Source organism: Streptomyces sp. L2, assembly GCF_004124325.1.
Classification (GTDB): domain Bacteria; phylum Actinomycetota; class Actinomycetes; order Streptomycetales; family Streptomycetaceae; genus Streptomyces.
Genome location: NZ_QBDT01000001.1, coordinates 947,999 through 965,593 on the forward strand (window position 1 = coordinate 947,999; position 17,595 = coordinate 965,593).

The 17,595-nt window shown below is 72.7% G+C and carries 14 protein-coding genes; 10 read left to right on the forward strand and 4 right to left on the reverse strand.

What is annotated here, in order from left to right:
* Window positions 1–59 precede the first annotated feature (59 nt).
* Window positions 60–1,418: an MFS transporter gene (locus tag DBP14_RS04115; RefSeq protein WP_129305682.1), complete on the forward strand. Its 1,359-nt coding sequence runs from the start codon at window positions 60–62 to the stop codon at window positions 1,416–1,418.
* A gap of 1 nt (window position 1,419) precedes the next feature.
* A complete protein-coding gene (locus DBP14_RS04120) occupies window positions 1,420–2,835 on the forward strand; it encodes an OFA family MFS transporter (protein ID WP_129305683.1) in 1,416 nt (471 codons plus the stop codon).
* Between the two features lie 415 nt (window positions 2,836–3,250).
* Here DBP14_RS04120 and DBP14_RS04125 read toward each other — a convergent pair whose 3' ends face one another.
* Together DBP14_RS04125 and DBP14_RS04130 are read right to left on the reverse strand one after the other, a co-directional pair.
* Complete coding sequence (locus DBP14_RS04125; RefSeq protein WP_129305684.1) at window positions 3,251–3,928, reverse strand: GntR family transcriptional regulator; 678 nt, start codon at window positions 3,926–3,928, stop codon at window positions 3,251–3,253.
* A 132-nt stretch (window positions 3,929–4,060) separates the two neighbouring features.
* Window positions 4,061–5,008: a beta-ketoacyl-ACP synthase III gene (locus DBP14_RS04130; protein WP_129305685.1), complete on the reverse strand. Its 948-nt coding sequence runs from the start codon at window positions 5,006–5,008 to the stop codon at window positions 4,061–4,063.
* Between the two features lie 266 nt (window positions 5,009–5,274).
* Between DBP14_RS04130 and DBP14_RS04135 the strand changes: the two genes are divergently transcribed.
* Genes DBP14_RS04135 through fdhD form a run of 5 tightly spaced genes read left to right on the forward strand, consistent with a single transcriptional unit; the run spans window position 5,275 to window position 11,719 of the window.
* Complete coding sequence (locus DBP14_RS04135) at window positions 5,275–6,246, forward strand: 2-dehydropantoate 2-reductase (RefSeq protein WP_129305686.1); 972 nt, start codon at window positions 5,275–5,277, stop codon at window positions 6,244–6,246.
* 10 nt (window positions 6,247–6,256) lie between these two features.
* Complete coding sequence (locus DBP14_RS04140; protein ID WP_129305687.1) at window positions 6,257–8,176, forward strand: molybdopterin-dependent oxidoreductase; 1,920 nt, start codon at window positions 6,257–6,259, stop codon at window positions 8,174–8,176.
* 6 nt (window positions 8,177–8,182) lie between these two features.
* Window positions 8,183–10,006 (forward strand): NADH-ubiquinone oxidoreductase-F iron-sulfur binding region domain-containing protein, encoded by a 1,824-nt coding sequence (locus DBP14_RS04145; protein WP_129305688.1) that lies wholly within the window; start codon window positions 8,183–8,185, stop codon window positions 10,004–10,006.
* Window positions 10,003–10,863, forward strand: coding sequence for a 2Fe-2S iron-sulfur cluster-binding protein (locus DBP14_RS04150; RefSeq protein WP_129305689.1), 861 nt, complete (start codon window positions 10,003–10,005; stop codon window positions 10,861–10,863). Before DBP14_RS04145 ends, DBP14_RS04150 begins: the two co-directional genes overlap by 4 nt.
* Before the next feature lie 7 nt (window positions 10,864–10,870).
* Window positions 10,871–11,719: a formate dehydrogenase accessory sulfurtransferase FdhD gene (fdhD, locus tag DBP14_RS04155; protein ID WP_129305690.1), complete on the forward strand. Its 849-nt coding sequence runs from the start codon at window positions 10,871–10,873 to the stop codon at window positions 11,717–11,719.
* Window positions 11,720–11,859: 140 nt separating this feature from the next.
* On the opposite strand, the gene DBP14_RS04160 is transcribed toward fdhD, so the two are convergent.
* Window positions 11,860–12,297, reverse strand: a complete 438-nt coding sequence (locus DBP14_RS04160) for a MarR family winged helix-turn-helix transcriptional regulator (RefSeq protein WP_129305691.1) — start codon at window positions 12,295–12,297, stop codon at window positions 11,860–11,862.
* An 83-nt stretch (window positions 12,298–12,380) separates the two neighbouring features.
* Here DBP14_RS04160 and DBP14_RS04165 point away from each other — a divergent pair, with 83 nt between their 5' ends.
* Window positions 12,381–13,298: a zinc-binding dehydrogenase gene (locus DBP14_RS04165; RefSeq protein ID WP_129305692.1), complete on the forward strand. Its 918-nt coding sequence runs from the start codon at window positions 12,381–12,383 to the stop codon at window positions 13,296–13,298.
* Window positions 13,299–13,319: 21 nt separating this feature from the next.
* Here DBP14_RS04165 and DBP14_RS04170 read toward each other — a convergent pair whose 3' ends face one another.
* Window positions 13,320–14,354, reverse strand: coding sequence for a bile acid:sodium symporter family protein (locus DBP14_RS04170; RefSeq protein WP_129305693.1), 1,035 nt, complete (start codon window positions 14,352–14,354; stop codon window positions 13,320–13,322).
* A 134-nt stretch (window positions 14,355–14,488) separates the two neighbouring features.
* On the opposite strand from DBP14_RS04170, the gene DBP14_RS04175 reads away from it, so the two are divergent.
* Together DBP14_RS04175 and DBP14_RS04180 are read left to right on the forward strand one after the other, a co-directional pair.
* Window positions 14,489–15,367 (forward strand): LysR substrate-binding domain-containing protein, encoded by an 879-nt coding sequence (locus DBP14_RS04175; RefSeq protein ID WP_129305694.1) that lies wholly within the window; start codon window positions 14,489–14,491, stop codon window positions 15,365–15,367.
* Window positions 15,368–15,737: 370 nt separating this feature from the next.
* Window positions 15,738–17,561, forward strand: a complete 1,824-nt coding sequence (locus tag DBP14_RS04180; protein WP_129305695.1) for an AMP-dependent synthetase/ligase — start codon at window positions 15,738–15,740, stop codon at window positions 17,559–17,561.
* The last annotated feature ends 34 nt before the right edge of the window (window positions 17,562–17,595 follow it).

The window sequence follows — 17,595 nt, forward strand, 5'->3', positions numbered from 1 at the left end:
ACGAAAGGCATTGGACAGGGGGCGCTGGCCAGAACTTTCGACGCAAGGGGCACCACGAGATGCAAACCACCGATCCACCCGCCTCTCTGCTGTGCAGGGAGGTGAGGGACCGCAACGGCCGTGTGTACCGGGTCGGCGAGAGCGCCGGCGAGTTGACGGGACGCGACCGGATCTGGATGGCCGTCCTGCCCTGGCTGGGCATGACGGGCGTCGCCTGCGCCGGGTACGCGTTCCTCGCGGCGCAGGACACGCTGGGGGGCGCCCGTCCGTGGGGCGGGGGCATGCTGTGGCCGGCCGGCCTGTGGGCGGCGGCCCTGGCGGGCGCGGCCCGGTGGTCCGGGCGGCGGCGTGAGAACGGCCCGCTCTCCGCCAGCGCGGCCGTGACCGCGGGGGCGTTCGCCACCCTGCTCGGGTGCCTCGCCCTCGCCCTCGCGCCCGGTGTGCCGGTCGTCCGCCTCGGCTCCGCCCTGGTGGGCGGCACCGGTGCCGGCCTGGTGCACGCGACCTGTCTGACGCTGCCGGGCAAGTGGTGGCCGGAGCGCCGGGGCGGTCCGACGGCGTTCGTGGCGAGTGGCCTCGTCATCGGCGCCGTACCGTTCCTCCCCGGTCTCGCCGGCTGGCCGGCGGCGGACGCCGGGCAGCGCACTGTGCTCGCCGCGGCCGGTGCCGGAGCGTGTCTGGTGGTGGCGGCGGCCGGCCGGCTCCTTGGGGACCCGCCGAAGAACTGGTGGCCGCCGCACACCGACCCGCTCAGGGCTCCGGCGGCCCGGGGCGGACTGGAATCGAACCTGCCTGCCGTACGGCACTACACCCCCGAAGCGGCCGTCCGCGCCCCGGCGTTGTGGCTGCTGGGACTGTGCCTGCTGGGTGCGGCCGGCACCACCGCGCTCGGACTGCGGGGGCTCGCCCACCACGGCGCCGGCCCGGGGGCCGGCGGCGGGCTCGCGTGGGCCGTCGTGGCGGGCGGCGCGGCCGCGGCGGGCGCCGGGGCACTGTCCGACCGGCTGGGCCGGCGCCGCACCCTGGCCGCGGCCTGTCTGCTGCTGGGCGCCGCCCAGTTCGGGGCGGTGGCGGCCGGCCGGACGGACGGCGTGCCGCTGCTGGTGTGCTGTGCGGCCGCCACCGGGCTGGCCGGGGTCGCCGTCCTCGGGCTCGTCACCGCGCTGGCCGCGGACCACTTCGGTGAGAACCACCACGCGAGTGTCTACGGGCTGCTCGCGGGCGCCTGGCTCCTCCCGGCGGTCGTCGTCGGCACCGGCACCGGTGCCGACGGCCGGGACCCGCACGGCGCCCTCCTCCTGGCGGGCTGCACCGGGCTCGCATGCGCCGTACTGGCGCTGTTCCTCAAGGCTCCGGGCCGACCGAGTGCCCGGCGCATCGTCCCCAATCCCCACCCCCTCGGCGAGGAGATGGCCTGACATGACGCCTGATCCGATGGCAACCCGGAACACGCCGGCCGATCCCGGCGCGGCGAACCGCTCGTACCGCGAAGTCACCGACTCCCGGGGGCGGGTCTACCGCGTCGGCGAGACGGACCGCGACCTGCTCGGCCACTCGCGCAAGCTGATGGTGTACCTGCCGTGGATATCCATGATGGCCATCAGCGTGTCCGAGTACGCCTACGGCTCCGCGGAGGACACCCTGTCCGACGCGCACGGCTGGACGCAGAGCAACACCTTCTGGATCCTCAGCGTCTGGGTGTTCTTCCAGGCGGGCATCGCCTTCCCGGCCGGCTGGCTGCGCGAGCGGGGCATCCTCACCGCCCGCCGCGCCATGTACATCGGCTCCGCGATGTGCCTGCTGGGCTTCCTGTCCCTGTCCCACTTCGACAACGTGGCGCTCGCGATCTGCGGCTTCGGGGTCGTGGGCGGGCTGGGCTCCGGGCTGATCTACGCGACCTGCATCAACATGGTCGGCAAGTGGTTCCCGGAGCGGCGCGGTGCGAAGACCGGCTTCGTCAACGGCGGTTTCGCCTACGGTTCGCTGCCGTTCATCTTCATCTTCAACTACGCCTTCGACACCGGGAACTACAACGAGGTACTCGACCTGATCGGCGTCTACGTGCTGATCGTGGTCGCGGTGTGCGCGTTCTTCTTCAAGGACCCGCCGAAGAACTGGTGGCCGGCCGAGGTCGACCCGCTGTCGCACTCCGGGAACAGCAAGAGTGCCGCGAGCCTGGCGAAGAACCCCCCGGCGGTACGGCAGTTCACGCCGAAGGAGGCCATCAGAACCGGCATGCTCCCGCTGATGTGGATCACGGTGGTGATGACGGGAGGCGTGTCGATCTTCGGTATCTCCTTCCAGGTGGACTTCGCGAAGGACATCGGCTTCGGACCGCTGGTCGCGGCCTCGTCGATGGGCGTGATGGCCGTCATCAACGGGGTCGGCCGTGCCGTGGTCGGCTGGCTGTCGGACCTGTGGGGACGCAAGACGGCGCTGATCTTCGTGATCCTCGTCCTGGGCGTCGCCCAGTTCGGGGTCATCTGGGCCGGTGACATGAAGAGCGAGTGGCTGTTCCTGTTCTTCGCGTTCCTCTCCGGTTTCGGCGGCGGCGCCTTCTACCCGATGTTCGCCGCGCTGACCCCGGACTACTTCGGCGAGAACTACAACGCCACCAACTACGGCCTGGTGTACAGCGGCAAGCTGATCAGCGGCCTGTTCGGCGGCGGCCTGGGCTCCATGGTGGTCGGCGCCTGGGGCTACAACGGCGCCTACGCGCTGGCCGGCGGGATCTCGATGCTGGCGGCCGCGCTGGCCCTGCTGCTGCGCCAGCCGGGACGGGACGGCGGCACGGAGACGGCGCCCGCGGCGCCGAAGCCGCAGCCGGCCACCTGACCCCGGCGATTCCGCGGCCTGATCCCCGCCGTCCCGCGGCCTTCCGCCGCCCGTTCCTGTCCGGCTCGCTTTCCCCCGCCGGGCTCCCCGGTGTTCCCCCTCCGCGATCCGCTCCCGGGTCGGGGCGGGGGAACGCGGGCTGCCGGGCGGGGGGCGGCGGGCGCGCGGGTGCTTGGCGGAGGGTGGCCGGGGCGGAGCGGGGTGGCCGGGCCAGAGGCCCATGTCAAGAGGCCCGGATCGGGCCTGGGAAGGCGGGCTGCCGGGCGGCGGGTCGCGGGCGCCCGGGTTGGCGGTGCGGGGCGCGGCCACCCTCAGGAACAGCGGGTCAGGAGCGGCGGCCAGGAGCCCCGGGGCGGGATGCCCGAGGCGGAGGCCCGGGACGCGAGGCCGGCCCGAGGCGGGAGGCCGGTCCGGGTCAGGAGGCGTCGCGTTCGAGGTAGGACTGGCGTGTGTGCTCGGTGTGTTCGCGCATCAGGCGGGTCGCGCGCCGGGCGTCGCGGTCGACGATCGCCAGGATCATCTCCTGGTGCTCCTCCCAGGAGGTGCCGCCGCGCAGCCGGGCCACCGGCGTGTAGTACCAGCGGACGCGCCGGTCGACCTGGGCGGCGAGTTCGGCGAGGACCGCGTTGCCGGCCAGTTCCATGATCTTGGCGTGGAAGGCGGCGTTCAGGGCGACGGCCCGCGTGATGTCGTTCTCGGCGGCGGCGATACGGCCCTCCTCCACGATGCGCTGCAGGGCGGTGATGCCCGCCTCGCCCGCGTTGAGCGCGGCCAGCCGGGCCGCCTCGGCCTCCAGGAGGGTGCGCACGGTCAGGAGCTGGTCGGCCTCCTCCTCGGTCGGCTCGTGCACGAACGCGCCCTGGGCGGGCCGCAGATCGACCCAGCCCTCGGTGTTGAGCCGCTGCAGCGCCTCGCGCACCGGCTGCCGGGAGACGCCGAGGTGTCCGGCGAGTTCGCTCTCCACCAGGTGCTGGCCGGGCTGCAGGGCGCGGGTGGTGATCAGCTCCAGGAGGGCCTCGTAGACGCGCTCGCGCAGCGGGCCGGGACGCTCCAGCCTGGGCACGGAGCCCTGCGGCAGTCCGGTCGGCAACATGGCGATCCCCCTCCTGGGCAGGTGCCGTGTACAGCGGACGGTATGCGGTACACGGTGCACTGCTCACTATGGATTGTTTATCGTCTACAGTCTACGGCGCACAGAAGCCAGACCCGGCGCGCGTTGCGTGCGTCACGGGCACCGTACGACCTGGCCTGCGTACGAGAGGTTGCCGCCGAAACCGAACAGCAGGACCGGGTCGCCGCCGCGTACCGCTCCCTGCTCGATCAGCTTGGACAGGGCGAGCGGGATGCTCGCGGCGGACGTGTTGCCCGATTCGGTGACATCGCGCGCGACCACCGCGTTGACGGCCCCGATCTTCCCGGCGAGCGGCTCGATGATGCGCAGGTTGGCCTGGTGCAGGACGACCCCGGCGAGGGCGGCGGGTTCCAGGCCGGCCTTCTCGCAGGCCTGCCGGGCGATGGCCGGCAGCCGGGTGGTGGCCCAGCGGTAGACGCTCTGCCCCTCCTGGGCGAAACGGGGCGGGGTGCCCTCGATCCGCACGGCGTGCCCCATCTCGGGCACGGAGCCCCACAGCACCGGCCCGATGCCCGCCGCCTCGCCGGGTGCGCAGGCCTCGACCACGGCGGCGCCCGCGCCGTCGCCGACCAGGACACAGGTGGAGCGGTCGCTCCAGTCGGTGACCTCGGACATCTTGTCGGCGCCGATGACGAGCGCGCGGGTCGCCGCGCCCGCGCGGACGGTGTGGTCGGCGGTGGCCAGCGCGTGGGTGAAGCCGGCGCAGACGACGTTGACGTCCATCGCCGCCGGACCGGGGATACCGAGCCGGGCGGCTAGCCGGGCGGCGGTGTTCGGGGAGCGGTCGATCGCGGTGGAGGTGGCGACCAGCACCAGGTCGATGTCCTCCGGGGTGAGCCCCGCGGCGGCGAGGGCCTTGGCGGCGGCGTGCGCGGCGAGTTCGTCGACCGGCTCGTCGGGGCCGGCGATGTGGCGGGTACGGATGCCCACCCGGCTGCGGATCCACTCGTCGCTGGTGTCCACCAGGTCGGCCAGGTCGCCGTTGGTGAGCACGCGGGCGGGCTGGTAGTGGCCGATCGCGGTGATGCGCGAGCCGTTCATCGGGCGTGTCCCCCTCATTGCCGTGGGTAGCGGGACCCACCAGTCTCTTCGGTGACTCACGGGTACGAGGGCAACTGAAGTCACAGGAATCGGACGCGGAGATTGTCGGCTTCCGCAGCGGCGGAGCCTCGGCGCCGTGCGGGTGTGCGCGGACTCTTGTCGGCCGTGACTCCATACTGTAGACAATATTTCGTCGACAACCCATCTCGACACCCCGCCCCCACACCCCACCTCCGCGGTATCCCTCAAACCGAACGGAGTGTTCCGTGAAAGTCGCAGTCCTCGGCGCCGGTGCGATCGGCGCCTACGTCGGTGCCGCGCTCCACCGCGCCGGCGCCGATGTGCATCTCGTCGCCCGTGGACCGCATCTGGCGGCCATGAGGCAGCACGGAGTGCGCGTGCTCAGCCCCCGCGGCGACTACACCGCGCACCCGAACGCCACCGACGACCCGGCCGAGATCGGCCCGGCCGACTACGTCTTCCTGGGCCTGAAGGCCAACTCCTACGCGGCGTGCGGGCCGCTGATCCAGCCGCTGCTGCACGAGCGCACGGCGGTGGTGGCCGCCCAGAACGGCATCCCCTGGTGGTACTTCCACCGGCACGGCGGCCCCTACGACGGCCATCGCGTCGAGAGCGTCGACCCCGGCGGCGCCGTCAGCACCGTCCTCGCCCCCGAACGGGCCGTCGGCTGCGTCGTCTACGCGGCGACGGAACTGGCGGCGCCCGGCGTCGTCCGGCATCTGGAGGGCACGCGGTTCTCCGTCGGCGAGCCCGGCCGCGAGATCTCGGCGCGCTGCCTGGACTTCAGCGAGGCGATGCGCGCCGGCGGCCTGAAGTGCCCCGTCGAACCCGACGTGCGCAACGACATCTGGCTGAAGCTGCTCGGCAACATCTCCTTCAACCCGATCAGCGCCCTCACCCGGGCCACCATGCGGCAGATGTGCCTGCACGGCGGCACCCGCCGGGTCGTGGAGACGATGATGCGCGAGAGCCTGGCGGTCGCCGAGGCCCTCGGGTGCGAGGTCGGCGTCTCCGTCGAACGGCGGCTCGCGGGCGCGGAACGCGTCGGCGACCACCGCACCTCCACGCTCCAGGACCTGGAGCGCGGCAAGCCGCTGGAGCTCGACGTGCTGCTCGCGGCCGTCGTCGAACTCGCGGACGTCACCGGCGTCGAGGTGCCCACCCTGCGCACCGTGCACGCCATCTCGGACCTGCTCGCGCTGACGAGCGCCGCATGAGGAGCGTCGTATGAGGAAGCGGCAACCGAAGACCTACACCCGGCTCACCCACCCCCTGGTGCGCGACGCGCGCGACGAACCGTTCCGGCGGGCGAGCTGGGAGGAGGCGCTGGACCGCACGGCGCGGGGCCTGACACGCAACCGGGGCGCGTTCGGCATGTTCTCCTGCTCCCGCGCGACCAACGAGATGAACTACGTGGCGCAGAAGTTCGCCCGGGTCGTGATGGGCACCCACAACGTCGACTCGTGCAACCGGACCTGTCACGCGCCCAGCGTGGCCGGGCTGGCGGCGGCGTTCGGCTCCGGCGGGGGCACGTCGTCGTACGAGGAGACCGAGCACACCGACGTCATCGTGATGTGGGGCTCCAACGCCCGCTTCGCGCACCCGATCTTCTTCCAGCACGTGCTCAAGGGCATACACAACGGTGCCCGGATGTATGCGGTCGACCCCCGCCGCACCTCCACCGCCGAGTGGGCGGAGAGCTGGCTCGGGCTGAACGTGGGCACCGACATCCCGCTGGCGCACGCGGTCGGCCGCGAGATCATCCACGCGGGCCTGGTCAACGAGGCGTTCGTCGGGCGGGCGACGACCGGTTTCGAGGAGTACGAGAAGCTGGTCGAGCCGTGGACGCTGTCCCTCGCCGAGAAGGTGACGGGCGTGCCGGCCCGCGCGATCCGTGAGCTGGCGCACGCCTACGCGCGGGCCGAGCGCGCCCAGTTGTGCTGGACGCTGGGCATCACCGAGCACCACAACGGCACCGACAACGTCCGCGCGCTGATCAACCTGTCCCTGCTCACCGGTCACGTCGGCCGCTACGGCTCCGGTCTGCAGCCGCTGCGCGGGCAGAACAACGTGCAGGGCGGCGGCGACATGGGCGCGATCCCCAACCGGCTGCCCGGATTCCAGGACATCCTCGACCCCGACGTCCGGCTGCGGTTCGAGTCGGCCTGGGACACGGTGATCGAGCCGCACTACGGGCTGGACCTGACGGACATGTTCAAGGCGATGGAGGACGGCTCGCTGCGGGCCGTGTACTGCGTCGGGGAGAACCCCGCGCAGTCGGAGGCCGACACCGAACAGGCGGTACGCCGGCTGGGGGCGCTGGACTTCCTCGTCGTGCAGGACATCTTCCTCACGAAGACCGCCGAACTGGCCGACGTGGTGCTGCCGGCGACCGCCGGCTGGGCGGAGACGGAGGGCACCACCACCAACAGCGAGCGGCGGGTGCAGCGGGTGCGCCGGGCCGTCACCCCGCCCGGCGAGGCCCGCGAGGACATCGACATCATCTGCGACCTGGCGGCCCGGCTCGGCCACGACTGGAAGTACGCGGACCCGGAGGCCGTCTGGAACGAGCTGCGGTCGGTGTCGCCGGACCACTACGGGATGACGTACGAGCGGCTGGTGGAGCACCAGGGCATCCAGTGGCCCTGCCCGAGCACCGAGTCGCTCGAACCGCCGTATCTGCACGGCCGGTTGTGGGAGACGGACCCCGGCCGGCGGGGCCGGGCGGCGCCGTTCGGGCTGGTGCGGCACGATCCGCCGGTGGACCTCACCGACGAGGAGTACCCCATCCGGCTCACCACCGGGCGGCGGCTGGACTCGTACAACACCGGGGTGCAGAGCGGCGGTTTCGCCTCCCCGCTCAGGCGCGGCGAGTACGTGGAGCTGTGCCCGGAGGACGCCGAGCGGTACGGGGTGGCCGTCGGTGAGGAGGTCCGGGTGTCCTCGCGGCGCGGCTCGGTGGTGGCGCCGGTGTGGGTCGACACGGGGCTGCGGCCCGGCCTGGCCTTCATGACCATGCACTTCCCCGACGAGGTGGACACCAACGCGCTGACGATCGAGGCGACGTGCCCGATCGCGGGGACGGCGGAGTTCAAGGCGTCGGCGATCCGGATCGAGAAGCTCCCGGCCACGACGTACGTGAGGTGATCCGACGTGGACCTGCACTTCGGCGACAGCAAGCCGACGGACGAGGAACGGGCCGCCGTCGACGCCCTGTTGGGGCCCGCGGAGTCCTCCTGGGAGGGCGCCGACCGGTCGGACGCGGACCTGAGGTGGGCGCGTGGCGGCCGTGCGGCCCGTGACCGCCGCGACCTGCTGCTGCCGGGGCTGCACGCGCTCAACGACCGCGTCGGCTGGATCAGCGAGGGCGCCCTGGACTACCTGTGCCGACGACTGACCGTCCCGCCCGCGGAGGCCTACGGGGTGGCGACCTTTTACGCCATGTTCTCCGTACGGCCGCGTCCGGCGACCGTCCTGCACGTCTGCACGGACCTGGCGTGCACGGCCGCCGGCGCCGGTGAACTGTGCGCCGGGATCGAGGCACGGCTCGGGCCGGGCAGCGGGGTGGGCGTGGAGCGCGGCCCCTGCCTGGGCCTGTGCGAACGCGCCCCGGCCGCGCTCGCGATCCGGGCCGGTGATCCGGTCCGTACGGCGGTGTCGGCGCCGGCGACGGTCGAGGCGGCCGTCGCGGCGGCGACCGCGCCGGACGCGGCGCCCGGGGAGCCGCCGGCCGCGGCGGCCGTGCCGCAGGCGGGGCAGGAGGGACTCGTCCTGCTGCGGCGGGTGGGCGTCGTCGACCCGGCCTCGCTGGACGACTACCGGGCGCACGGCGGCTACACGGCGCTGCGCCGGGCCTTCGAGCTGGGGCCCGCCGGAGTGATCCGGGAGGTGACCGACTCGGGGCTGGTCGGGCGGGGCGGGGCCGCGTTCCCGACCGGCCGCAAGTGGCAGGCGACGGCGTCGCATCCCGACCGTCCGCACTATCTGGTGTGCAACGCCGACGAATCGGAGCCGGGCACGTTCAAGGACCGGGTGCTGATGGAAGGCGACCCGTTCGCGCTCGTGGAGGCGATCACGATCGCGTCGTATGCGATCTCGGCGCAGCGGGCTTTCGTATACATCCGCGGTGAATATCCGCGCGCGGTCGACCGTATGCGGCATGCCGTCGACCAGGCCAGGGCCCGCGGTCTGCTCGGCGGCGACATCCTCGGCCAGGGCTACAGCCTGGACATCGAGATCCGCCGGGGCGCCGGGGCGTACATCTGCGGCGAGGAGACCGCCCTGTTCAACTCGATCGAGGGCTACCGGGGCGAGCCGCGCTCCAAGCCGCCGTTCCCGGTGGACCAGGGGCTGTTCGGCCGGCCGACGGTCGAGAACAATGTGGAGACCCTGGTCAACGTGCTGCCGATCCTCACCCTGGGCGCGCCGGCGTACGCGGCGACCGGCACCGCCGGATCCACCGGCCCGAAGCTGTTCTGCGTGTCGGGCAGTGTCGCGCGACCCGGCGTGTACGAGGTGCCCTTCGGGGCGACGCTCGGCGAAGTGCTGGAGCAGGCGGGTGTACGTCCCCGGCTGCGGGCGGTGCTGCTCGGCGGCGCGGCGGGTGGTTTCGTCCGGCCGGACGAGCTGGACCTCCCGCTGACCTTCGAGGGCACCCGGGAGGCGGGCACGACGCTCGGCTCCGGTGTGGTGCTGGCCTTCGACGACACCGTGCCGCTGCCCCGGCTGCTGCTGCGCATCGCCGAGTTCTTCCGGGAGGAGTCCTGCGGGCAGTGCGTGCCCTGCCGGGTCGGGACGGTGCGGCAGGAGGAGGCGCTGCGCCGGATCGCCGGCCGCACGGGCGCGGGGGCCGCCGACGACATCGCGCTGCTGCGTGAGGTGGGGCGGGCGATGCGGGACGCCTCGATCTGCGGTCTGGGGCAGACCGCGTGGAACGCCGTGGAATCCGCCATCGACCGTCTGGGGGCGTACGAATGACCGCGATACCGATCGGAGTGCCGCGCCGGCTGGTCGAGTTCACGCTCGACGGGCGGGAGACGAGGGTTCCGGAGGGCTCCACCGTGCTGGACGCCTGCCGGGCCGCCGGCACGGATGTGCCCACGCTGTGCGAGGGCGACACGCTGCGTCCGAAGAACGCCTGCCGGGTGTGCGTGGTGGAGGTGGAGGGGTCCCGGACGCTGCAGCCGGCCTGCTCGCGCCGGGCCGAGCCCGGCATGGTGGTGCGTACGGACACCGAGCGCACCCGGCACAGCCGCAAGGTGGTCCTGGAGCTGCTCGCCTCCTCGGTCGATCTGTCGACGACGCCGCGGGTGGCCGGCTGGATCAAGGAGTACGAGGCGAAGCCGGACCGGTTCGGCCCGGACGCGGCCCGGCTGAACGAGGAGCCGAGGGTCGACAACGAGCTGTACGTCCGCGACTACGGCAAGTGCATCCTGTGCTACAAGTGCGTCGACGCCTGCGGCGACCAGTGGCAGAACACGTTCGCGATCGCGGTCGCCGGGCGCGGCTTCGACGCCCGGATCGCCGTGGAGCACGACGCGCCGCTGACCGACTCGGCCTGTGTGTACTGCGGGAACTGTGTGGAGGTGTGCCCGACGGGGGCGCTGTCGTTCAAGTCGGAGTTCGACATGCGGGCGGCGGGTACGTGGGACGAGTCGAAGCAGACGGAGACGACGACGGTGTGCGCGTACTGCGGAGTGGGCTGCAACCTCACGCTGCACGTGCAGGACAATGAGATCGTGAAGGTCACCTCGCCGCACGACAGCCCGGTGACCCACGGCAATCTCTGCATCAAGGGCCGTTTCGGCTACCAGCACGTACAGAACCGGGGCTGATCAGGACATGGGACGAGTCACGGAGCGGCGCAAGGTCCTGCGGGTCCGGGACGGGGCGGTCTCCACCCGGCCGGACACGCTCGTCGCCGAGGAACCGCTGGAGATTAGGCTCGGCGGCCGGCCGCTGGCGATCACCATGCGGACGCCGGGCGACGACTTCGCGCTGGCCGCGGGCTTCCTGGTGAGCGAGGGTGTGCTGGCTTCGGCATCCGATCTGCAGAACATCGTCTACTGCGCGGGGGCGACCGCGGACGGCGCCAACACCTACAACGTGGTGGACGTGCGGACCGCGCCGGACGTCCCGCTGCCCGACTTCACGCTGGAGCGGAACGTGTACACGTCCTCCTCGTGCGGGCTGTGCGGCAAGGCCAGCCTGGACGCCGTACGGACGACCGCGCGCTGGCCGATCGCGGACACTCCCCCGCTGCGGGTCACCCCGGAACTGCTGTCGAGCCTCCCGGACCGGCTGCGCGCGGCGCAGCGGGTGTTCGACCGGACCGGCGGTCTGCACGCGGCCGCGCTGTTCACGGAGGACGGCGAGCTGCTGGACATACGGGAGGACGTGGGCCGGCACAACGCGGTCGACAAGCTGGTGGGCCGGGCCCTGCAGAACGACGGTCTGCCCCTGTCGCGGGCGATCCTGCTGGTGTCGGGCCGGGCCTCGTTCGAGCTGGCGCAGAAGGCCGTGATGGCGGGGATCCCGGTACTGGCGGCGGTGTCGGCGCCCTCGTCGCTGGCGGTGGACCTGGCCGCCGAGACCGGGCTGACCCTGGTGGGCTTCCTGCGGGGCAGCTCCATGAACGTGTACGCGGGCGAGGACCGCGTCGCCCTGACGGCCGCGGCCGGGCAGGGCTGAGGCGGGTCCCCGCGGCACGGCGGCGGGGCCCCGGCCGGCGGGGAGCGCCCCCTGCGCCGCCGGGGCCCCGCCGTTCATTGTGCGGGCCCGTGCGTCTTCGGGACGGGTCGGCCGGGGTGAGCCGCGGTCATGGCAGAACGTCAGCCGTCCGTACCGGAGATCCGGGTCAGCAGGTCCGTGAAGTGCTGCCGTTCGGCCGGGGTCAGCGGGGCGAGCAGTTCGTCGTTGGCCTCGCGGGCGGCCCGTTCGCAGCGGACGAGGAGGCGGGTGCCGTCGCCGGTGAGGGAGACGGCGTTCTTGCGGCGGTCCCGGGGGTCGGGCTCGCGGACGACGAGGCCCGCGGACTGCAGGTCGTTCAGGACGCCGACCAGGTCCTTGGGGTCCAGGCCGACACCGCGGCCGAGGTCGGCCTGGGCGACGGGCGCGAGGTCCCGGACGGCGGAGAGCACCACGTGGTGCCACATCTTCATGCCCTCGGCGGCGAGGGCCTCGGCGACCAGGGCGCGGCCGCGGGCGGCGGCCCGGCCGAGGAGCCAGCTGGGCAGGGCGCGGATCGCGGGGAGGGGGGCTTCGGCCATGACGGCAGCGTACCCGGAATCGTTGGACTCCCCCATGAATACCTTGTACCGTTGGGACTCCCAACGACTTTTGGAGGTGGGCGATGCGTCGCGTCCGGTACGGCTCCCCCCGCGGCCCCCTGTTCCTGGAGGAGGTCCCCGCTCCTCGGCCCGGCCCCGGCGAGCTGCTGGTCCGCTGCGAGGCGGTCGGCGTCACCCTGCCCGTGGTCCGCAAGGTCACCGAGGCCGCCGAGCCGATCGCGCTGGGCGGGGAGATCGCCGGCGAGGTGGTGGCCGTCGGTGCGGGTGTCACCCGTTTCCGGGCCGGGGACCGGGTGACCGGCCTGTGCTTCGGGCACGGGTACGCCGACCTGGCCGTGCTCCAGGAGTCCATGGCCTCCCCGATTCCCGGGGGCGCAGGGTGCGTCGACGCGGTCGCGCTGGTGCGCAGCGGGCTGGTCGCGCTCGGGGCGCTGCGGGCGGCGCGGCCGGCGCCCGGCGAGTCGGTGCTCGTGACGGCCGCGGCGAGCGGTGTCGGGCATCTGGCGGTGCAGCTCGCGCGGATCGGGGGCGCGGGCCGGGTGGTGGGGGCGGTGTCGGACCGGTCGAAGGCCGGCTTTGTCCGCTCCCTGGGCGCGGACGACTGTATTCAGTATGGGGACGACGGTTGGGGGGAGCCTGTCGACTGTGTCCTGGACGCGGTCGGCGGTGACCTGCTCACCCCGGCCCTCGCCGCACTCGCCCCGCACGGCCGCCTCGTCGCCTACAGCTCGGGCGGCGGCACCGTCCGGGCGTACGACCTGCTGGTGGGTGCCAAGTCGGTGATCGGCTTCCAGATGGCGCTCATCGCCCGCGGCCGCCCGGACACCTACGAGGAGTGGCGCCGGGAGCTGTGGCGGCTGTTCGCCGAGGGCGCCCTGAAGCCCGCCGTGCACGCGGAGTTCCCGCTGGAGGAGGCGGCGAAGGCACACGAGGTGATCGAGTCACGGGCCAACCTCGGCAAGGTCGTCCTGCGCCCCTGACGGACGAGCCGCGAGCCGGGCTCAGCGCAGGACGCGCTGCCGCGACCGTCCGCCGCCCACCGCACCGGCCCGCTCCCGGGCGGGCTCCTCCGGGTCGCGGGCCCGGCGCTTGGCGATGACCGCGCACACCATCAGCTGCATCTGGTGGAACAGCATCAGCGGCAGGACCGCCAGCGAGGCGTGGGCGCCGAACAGGACGCTCGCCATGGGCAGCCCCGAGGCGAGGGACTTCTTCGACCCGGCGAACTGGATGGCGATGCGGTCCTCGCGGCCGAAGCCGAGTGCCCTGGCGCCGTACCAGGTCAGGGAGAGCATCACGGCGAGCAGGACCGCCTCGACGGCGAGCAGCGCGCCGAGCCGGACCGCGCTGACCTGGTGCCAGATGCCCTGGGCCATGCCCTCGCTGAACGCGGTGTACACGACCAGCAGGATCGAGCCGCGGTCGACCAGCCCGAGGACCTTCTTGTGCCGGGCGACGAAGTCCCCGAGCCAGTGGCGCAGCAGCTGGCCGGCGACGAACGGCACCAGCAGCTGGAGCACGATCTTCACCAGCGAGTCGGCGGAGAACCCGCCCGCGCCGCCGCCGATCAGGCCGGCCGCCAGCAGCGGGGTGAGCACGATGCCGGCGAGGGAGGAGAAGGAACCGGCGCAGATCGCGGCGGGCACGTTGCCGCGCGCGATGGAGGTGAACGCGATCGACGACTGGATCGTCGAGGGCACCAGGGTCAGGAAGAGCAGTCCCTGGTACAGCGGCTGGGTCAGCAGCACCGGCACCAGTCCGCGGGCGGCCAGCCCCAGCACGGGGAAGAGCACGAAGGTGCAGGCCAGGACGGTGATGTGGAGCCGCCAGTGACGCAGGCCGTCCAGCGCCTCGCGGGTGGAGAGCCGTACGCCGTAGAGGAAGAAGAGCAGCGCGATGGCGGCGGTGGACGCCCCCGAGGCCACGTCGGCGCCGGTGCCCTCGGCGGGGAACAGCGCGGCGAGACCCACCGTCCCGAGCAGCAGCAGGATGTACGGGTCGATCGGGATCCAGCTCGGCAGGCGCAGGCTTCTCACGGTGCTCCGATGGGTCTGGTCTCACGGGCCCGGAAGGCCCCCCTCCATCGTCCTCTCCCGCGGGCCGATCGGGAATCCGGCATACCGCTCTGACTGTCATCGCATATCGTGATGACCGGAGATAGTCTGCGGGGGTGTACGACCCCTCGCACCTGCGCACGTTCCTCGCCGTGGCCCAGACCCTCAGCTTCACGCAGGCCGCCCAGCGGCTGGGCCTGCGCCAGTCCACGGTCAGCCAGCACGTGCGCCGCCTGGAGGAAGCCGCCGGACGTCCGCTGTTCAGCCGGGACACGCACTCCGTGGAGCTGACCGACGACGGCGAGGCCATGCTGGGCTTCGCCCGCCGCATCCTGGAGGTGCACGAGCAGGCGACGGCGTTCTTCACCGGCACCCGGGTGCGGGGCCGGCTGCGGTTCGGCGCCTCGGAGGACTTCGTCCTCACCCGGCTGCCGGAGATCCTGGAGGGCTTCCGGCACGACCATCCCGAGGTCGACCTGGAGCTGACCGTGGAGCTGTCCGGCACCCTGCACGAGCAGCTGGCCGGCGGGAAGCTCGACCTGGTGCTGGCCAAGCGGCGCCCGCAGGACCCGCGCGGCGAGCTGGTCTGGCGGGACGACCTGGTGTGGATCGGCGCGCAGCGCCTGCGCCTGGACCCCGACCGCCCGGTCCCGCTGATCGTGTATCCACCGCCGGGGATCACCCGCGCCCGCGCCCTGGAGACCCTGGACGGGCAGGGGCGGGCCTGGCGGATCGCGTGCACCAGCGGCAGCCTCAACGGCCTCGTCGCCGCCGCTCGTGCGGGCCTCGGCGTGATGGCCCACTCCCGGCGGCTGATCCCGCCGGGTCTGGTCCGGCTGCCGGAGCGGGCGGGGCTGCCCGACCTGGGCAAGGTCGACTTCGTCCTCGTCCACGGCCCGCGCCGGGGCACCGCCCAGGAGGCGGCGAACGCCCTGGCCGCGGCGATCCTGGCAGGCGGCGACCGACTGCACCGGGGCGGAACCGGCCCGCACTGACGGCACCCCGGACGCGCTCCCGGCGCGAAACCGGCCCCCGCCGACCCCGCCCCGCACGCGCTCCCGGCGCGCAGCCGGCCCGCGCAGACGGCACCCTGGAAGGGTTCCCGGGCCATGAACCGGAGGCCCCCGTGGGCCGTAATCGGCGCGTACAGATTCGGTGGAGATTACGCTCCCGAAACTTACTGACCCGTCAGTATTGTGTCCGTCCCTTCCCCATGTGCGGGCATTTCCCGGCCACCACCGGGCCGGAACGTACGGTTTGCCCGGCTTCCTTACCCCTCCCGTCCGGCGGGCGGGTGGGGTAGCTTTCACGGCGCTGTGCGGAGCATCACGGGGATGACCTAGGAGCGAGGACCGGGAGCGGGGTTTGCGCGAGTTCACCAACCCTCCGTCGGCGTCTGCGCCGCCCGTGGGCGGTCTGGCCGACACCGTCTTCGAGCGTGCCCAGAACGACCCGCTGCACATCGCCCTGGGCCGCAAGGAGGCCGGGCAGTGGCGTGACGTGACCGCCGCGGAGTTCCGGGACGAGGTCCTCGCGCTCGCCAAGGGGCTCCTCGCGCGCGGTGTCCGCTTCGGCGACCGGGTCGCGATCATGTCCCGCACCCGCTACGAGTGGACCCTGTTCGACTTCGCGCTGTGGACGATCGGCGCCCAGGTGGTACCGATCTACCCGACCTCCTCGGCCGAGCAGTGCTTCTGGATGCTGTACGACGCCGAGGTGTCCGCGGCGGTCGTGGAGCACGAGGACCACGCGATGACCATCGCCACCGTCATCGGCCGGCTGCCGCAGCTGCGCCAGCTGTGGCAGCTGGACTCGGACTGCGTGCAGGAGCTGTACGACGCCGGCGCGCACGTGGACGACGAGGTGGTGCACCGGCACCGGCAGGCGGTCACGGCGGACTCGACGGCCACGATCATCTACACCTCGGGCACGACCGGCCGCCCCAAGGGCTGCGTCCTCTCCCACGGCAACTTCATGTACGAGGCGGACACGATGGTCCGGCGCTGGGAGCCGGTGTTCCATTCCAAGCGCGAGTCCGAGGCCTCCACGCTGCTGTTCCTGCCGCTGGCGCACGTCTTCGGGCGGATGGTCGAGGTCGCCGCGATCCGCGGCGGGGTCCGTTTCGGGCACCAGCCGCAGCTGCACGCGGCGGCGCTGCTGCCGGACCTGGCCGCGTTCCGGCCGACGTTCATCCTGGCCGTGCCGTACATCTTCGAGAAGGTGTTCAACGCGGCCCGGCGGAAGGCGGAGAAGGAAGGGAAGGCGGGGCCGTTCGAGAAGGCGGTCGAGGTCGCGGTGAAGTACGCGGACGCCGTGGAGGCCAAGGCCTGGGGCACCGGGCCGGGCCCGTCGGCGGCGCTGCGCATGCAGCACCAGCTGTTCGACAAGCTGGTGTACACCAAGGTGCGCGCGGCGATGGGCGGCCTGATCCGCAACGCGATGTCCGGCGGCTCGGCCATGGACCGCCGGCTGGGGCTGTTCTTCGCGGGCGCGGGCGTGCAGATCTACGAGGGCTACGGCCTGACCGAGTCGACGGCGGCGGCCACCGCGAACCCGCCCGAGCGCACCCGGTACGGCACGGTCGGCCAGGCCATTCCCGGCGTCACGGTGCACATCGCGGACGACGGGGAGATCTGGCTGCACGGCGACAACGTCTTCCAGGGCTACCTGAACAACCAGAAGGCCACCGACGCGACCCTGCACGACGGCTGGCTCGCCACCGGCGACCTGGGCTCCCTCGACGAGGACGGCTATCTCACGATCACGGGCCGCAAGAAGGAGATCCTGGTCACGTCGGGTGGCAAGAGCGTCTCCCCGGGCGTCCTGGAGGAGCGGGTCCGCGACCATCCGCTGGTCAACCAGTGCATCGTGGTCGGCAACGACCGCCCGTACATCGCCGCCCTGGTCACCCTGGACCAGGAGGCCGTGGAGCACTGGCTGCAGATGCGCGGCAAGCCGCGGATGACCCCGGCGCAGCTGGTCAGGGACGCCGATCTGGAGACGGAGGTGCGGCGCGCGGTCGTCGCCGCGAACACGCTCGTCTCCCAGGCCGAGTCGATCCGCACCTTCCGCATCCTGGCCCAGCCGTTCACCGAGGAGCACGGTCTGCTCACGCCGTCGCTGAAGCTGAAGCGCAAGGCGATCGAGAAGGCGTACGAGGGCGAGGTGGAGGCGCTGTACCGCGCCTGACATCCTTGGGCTGACGCTGCGTCAGTGGCCGGAA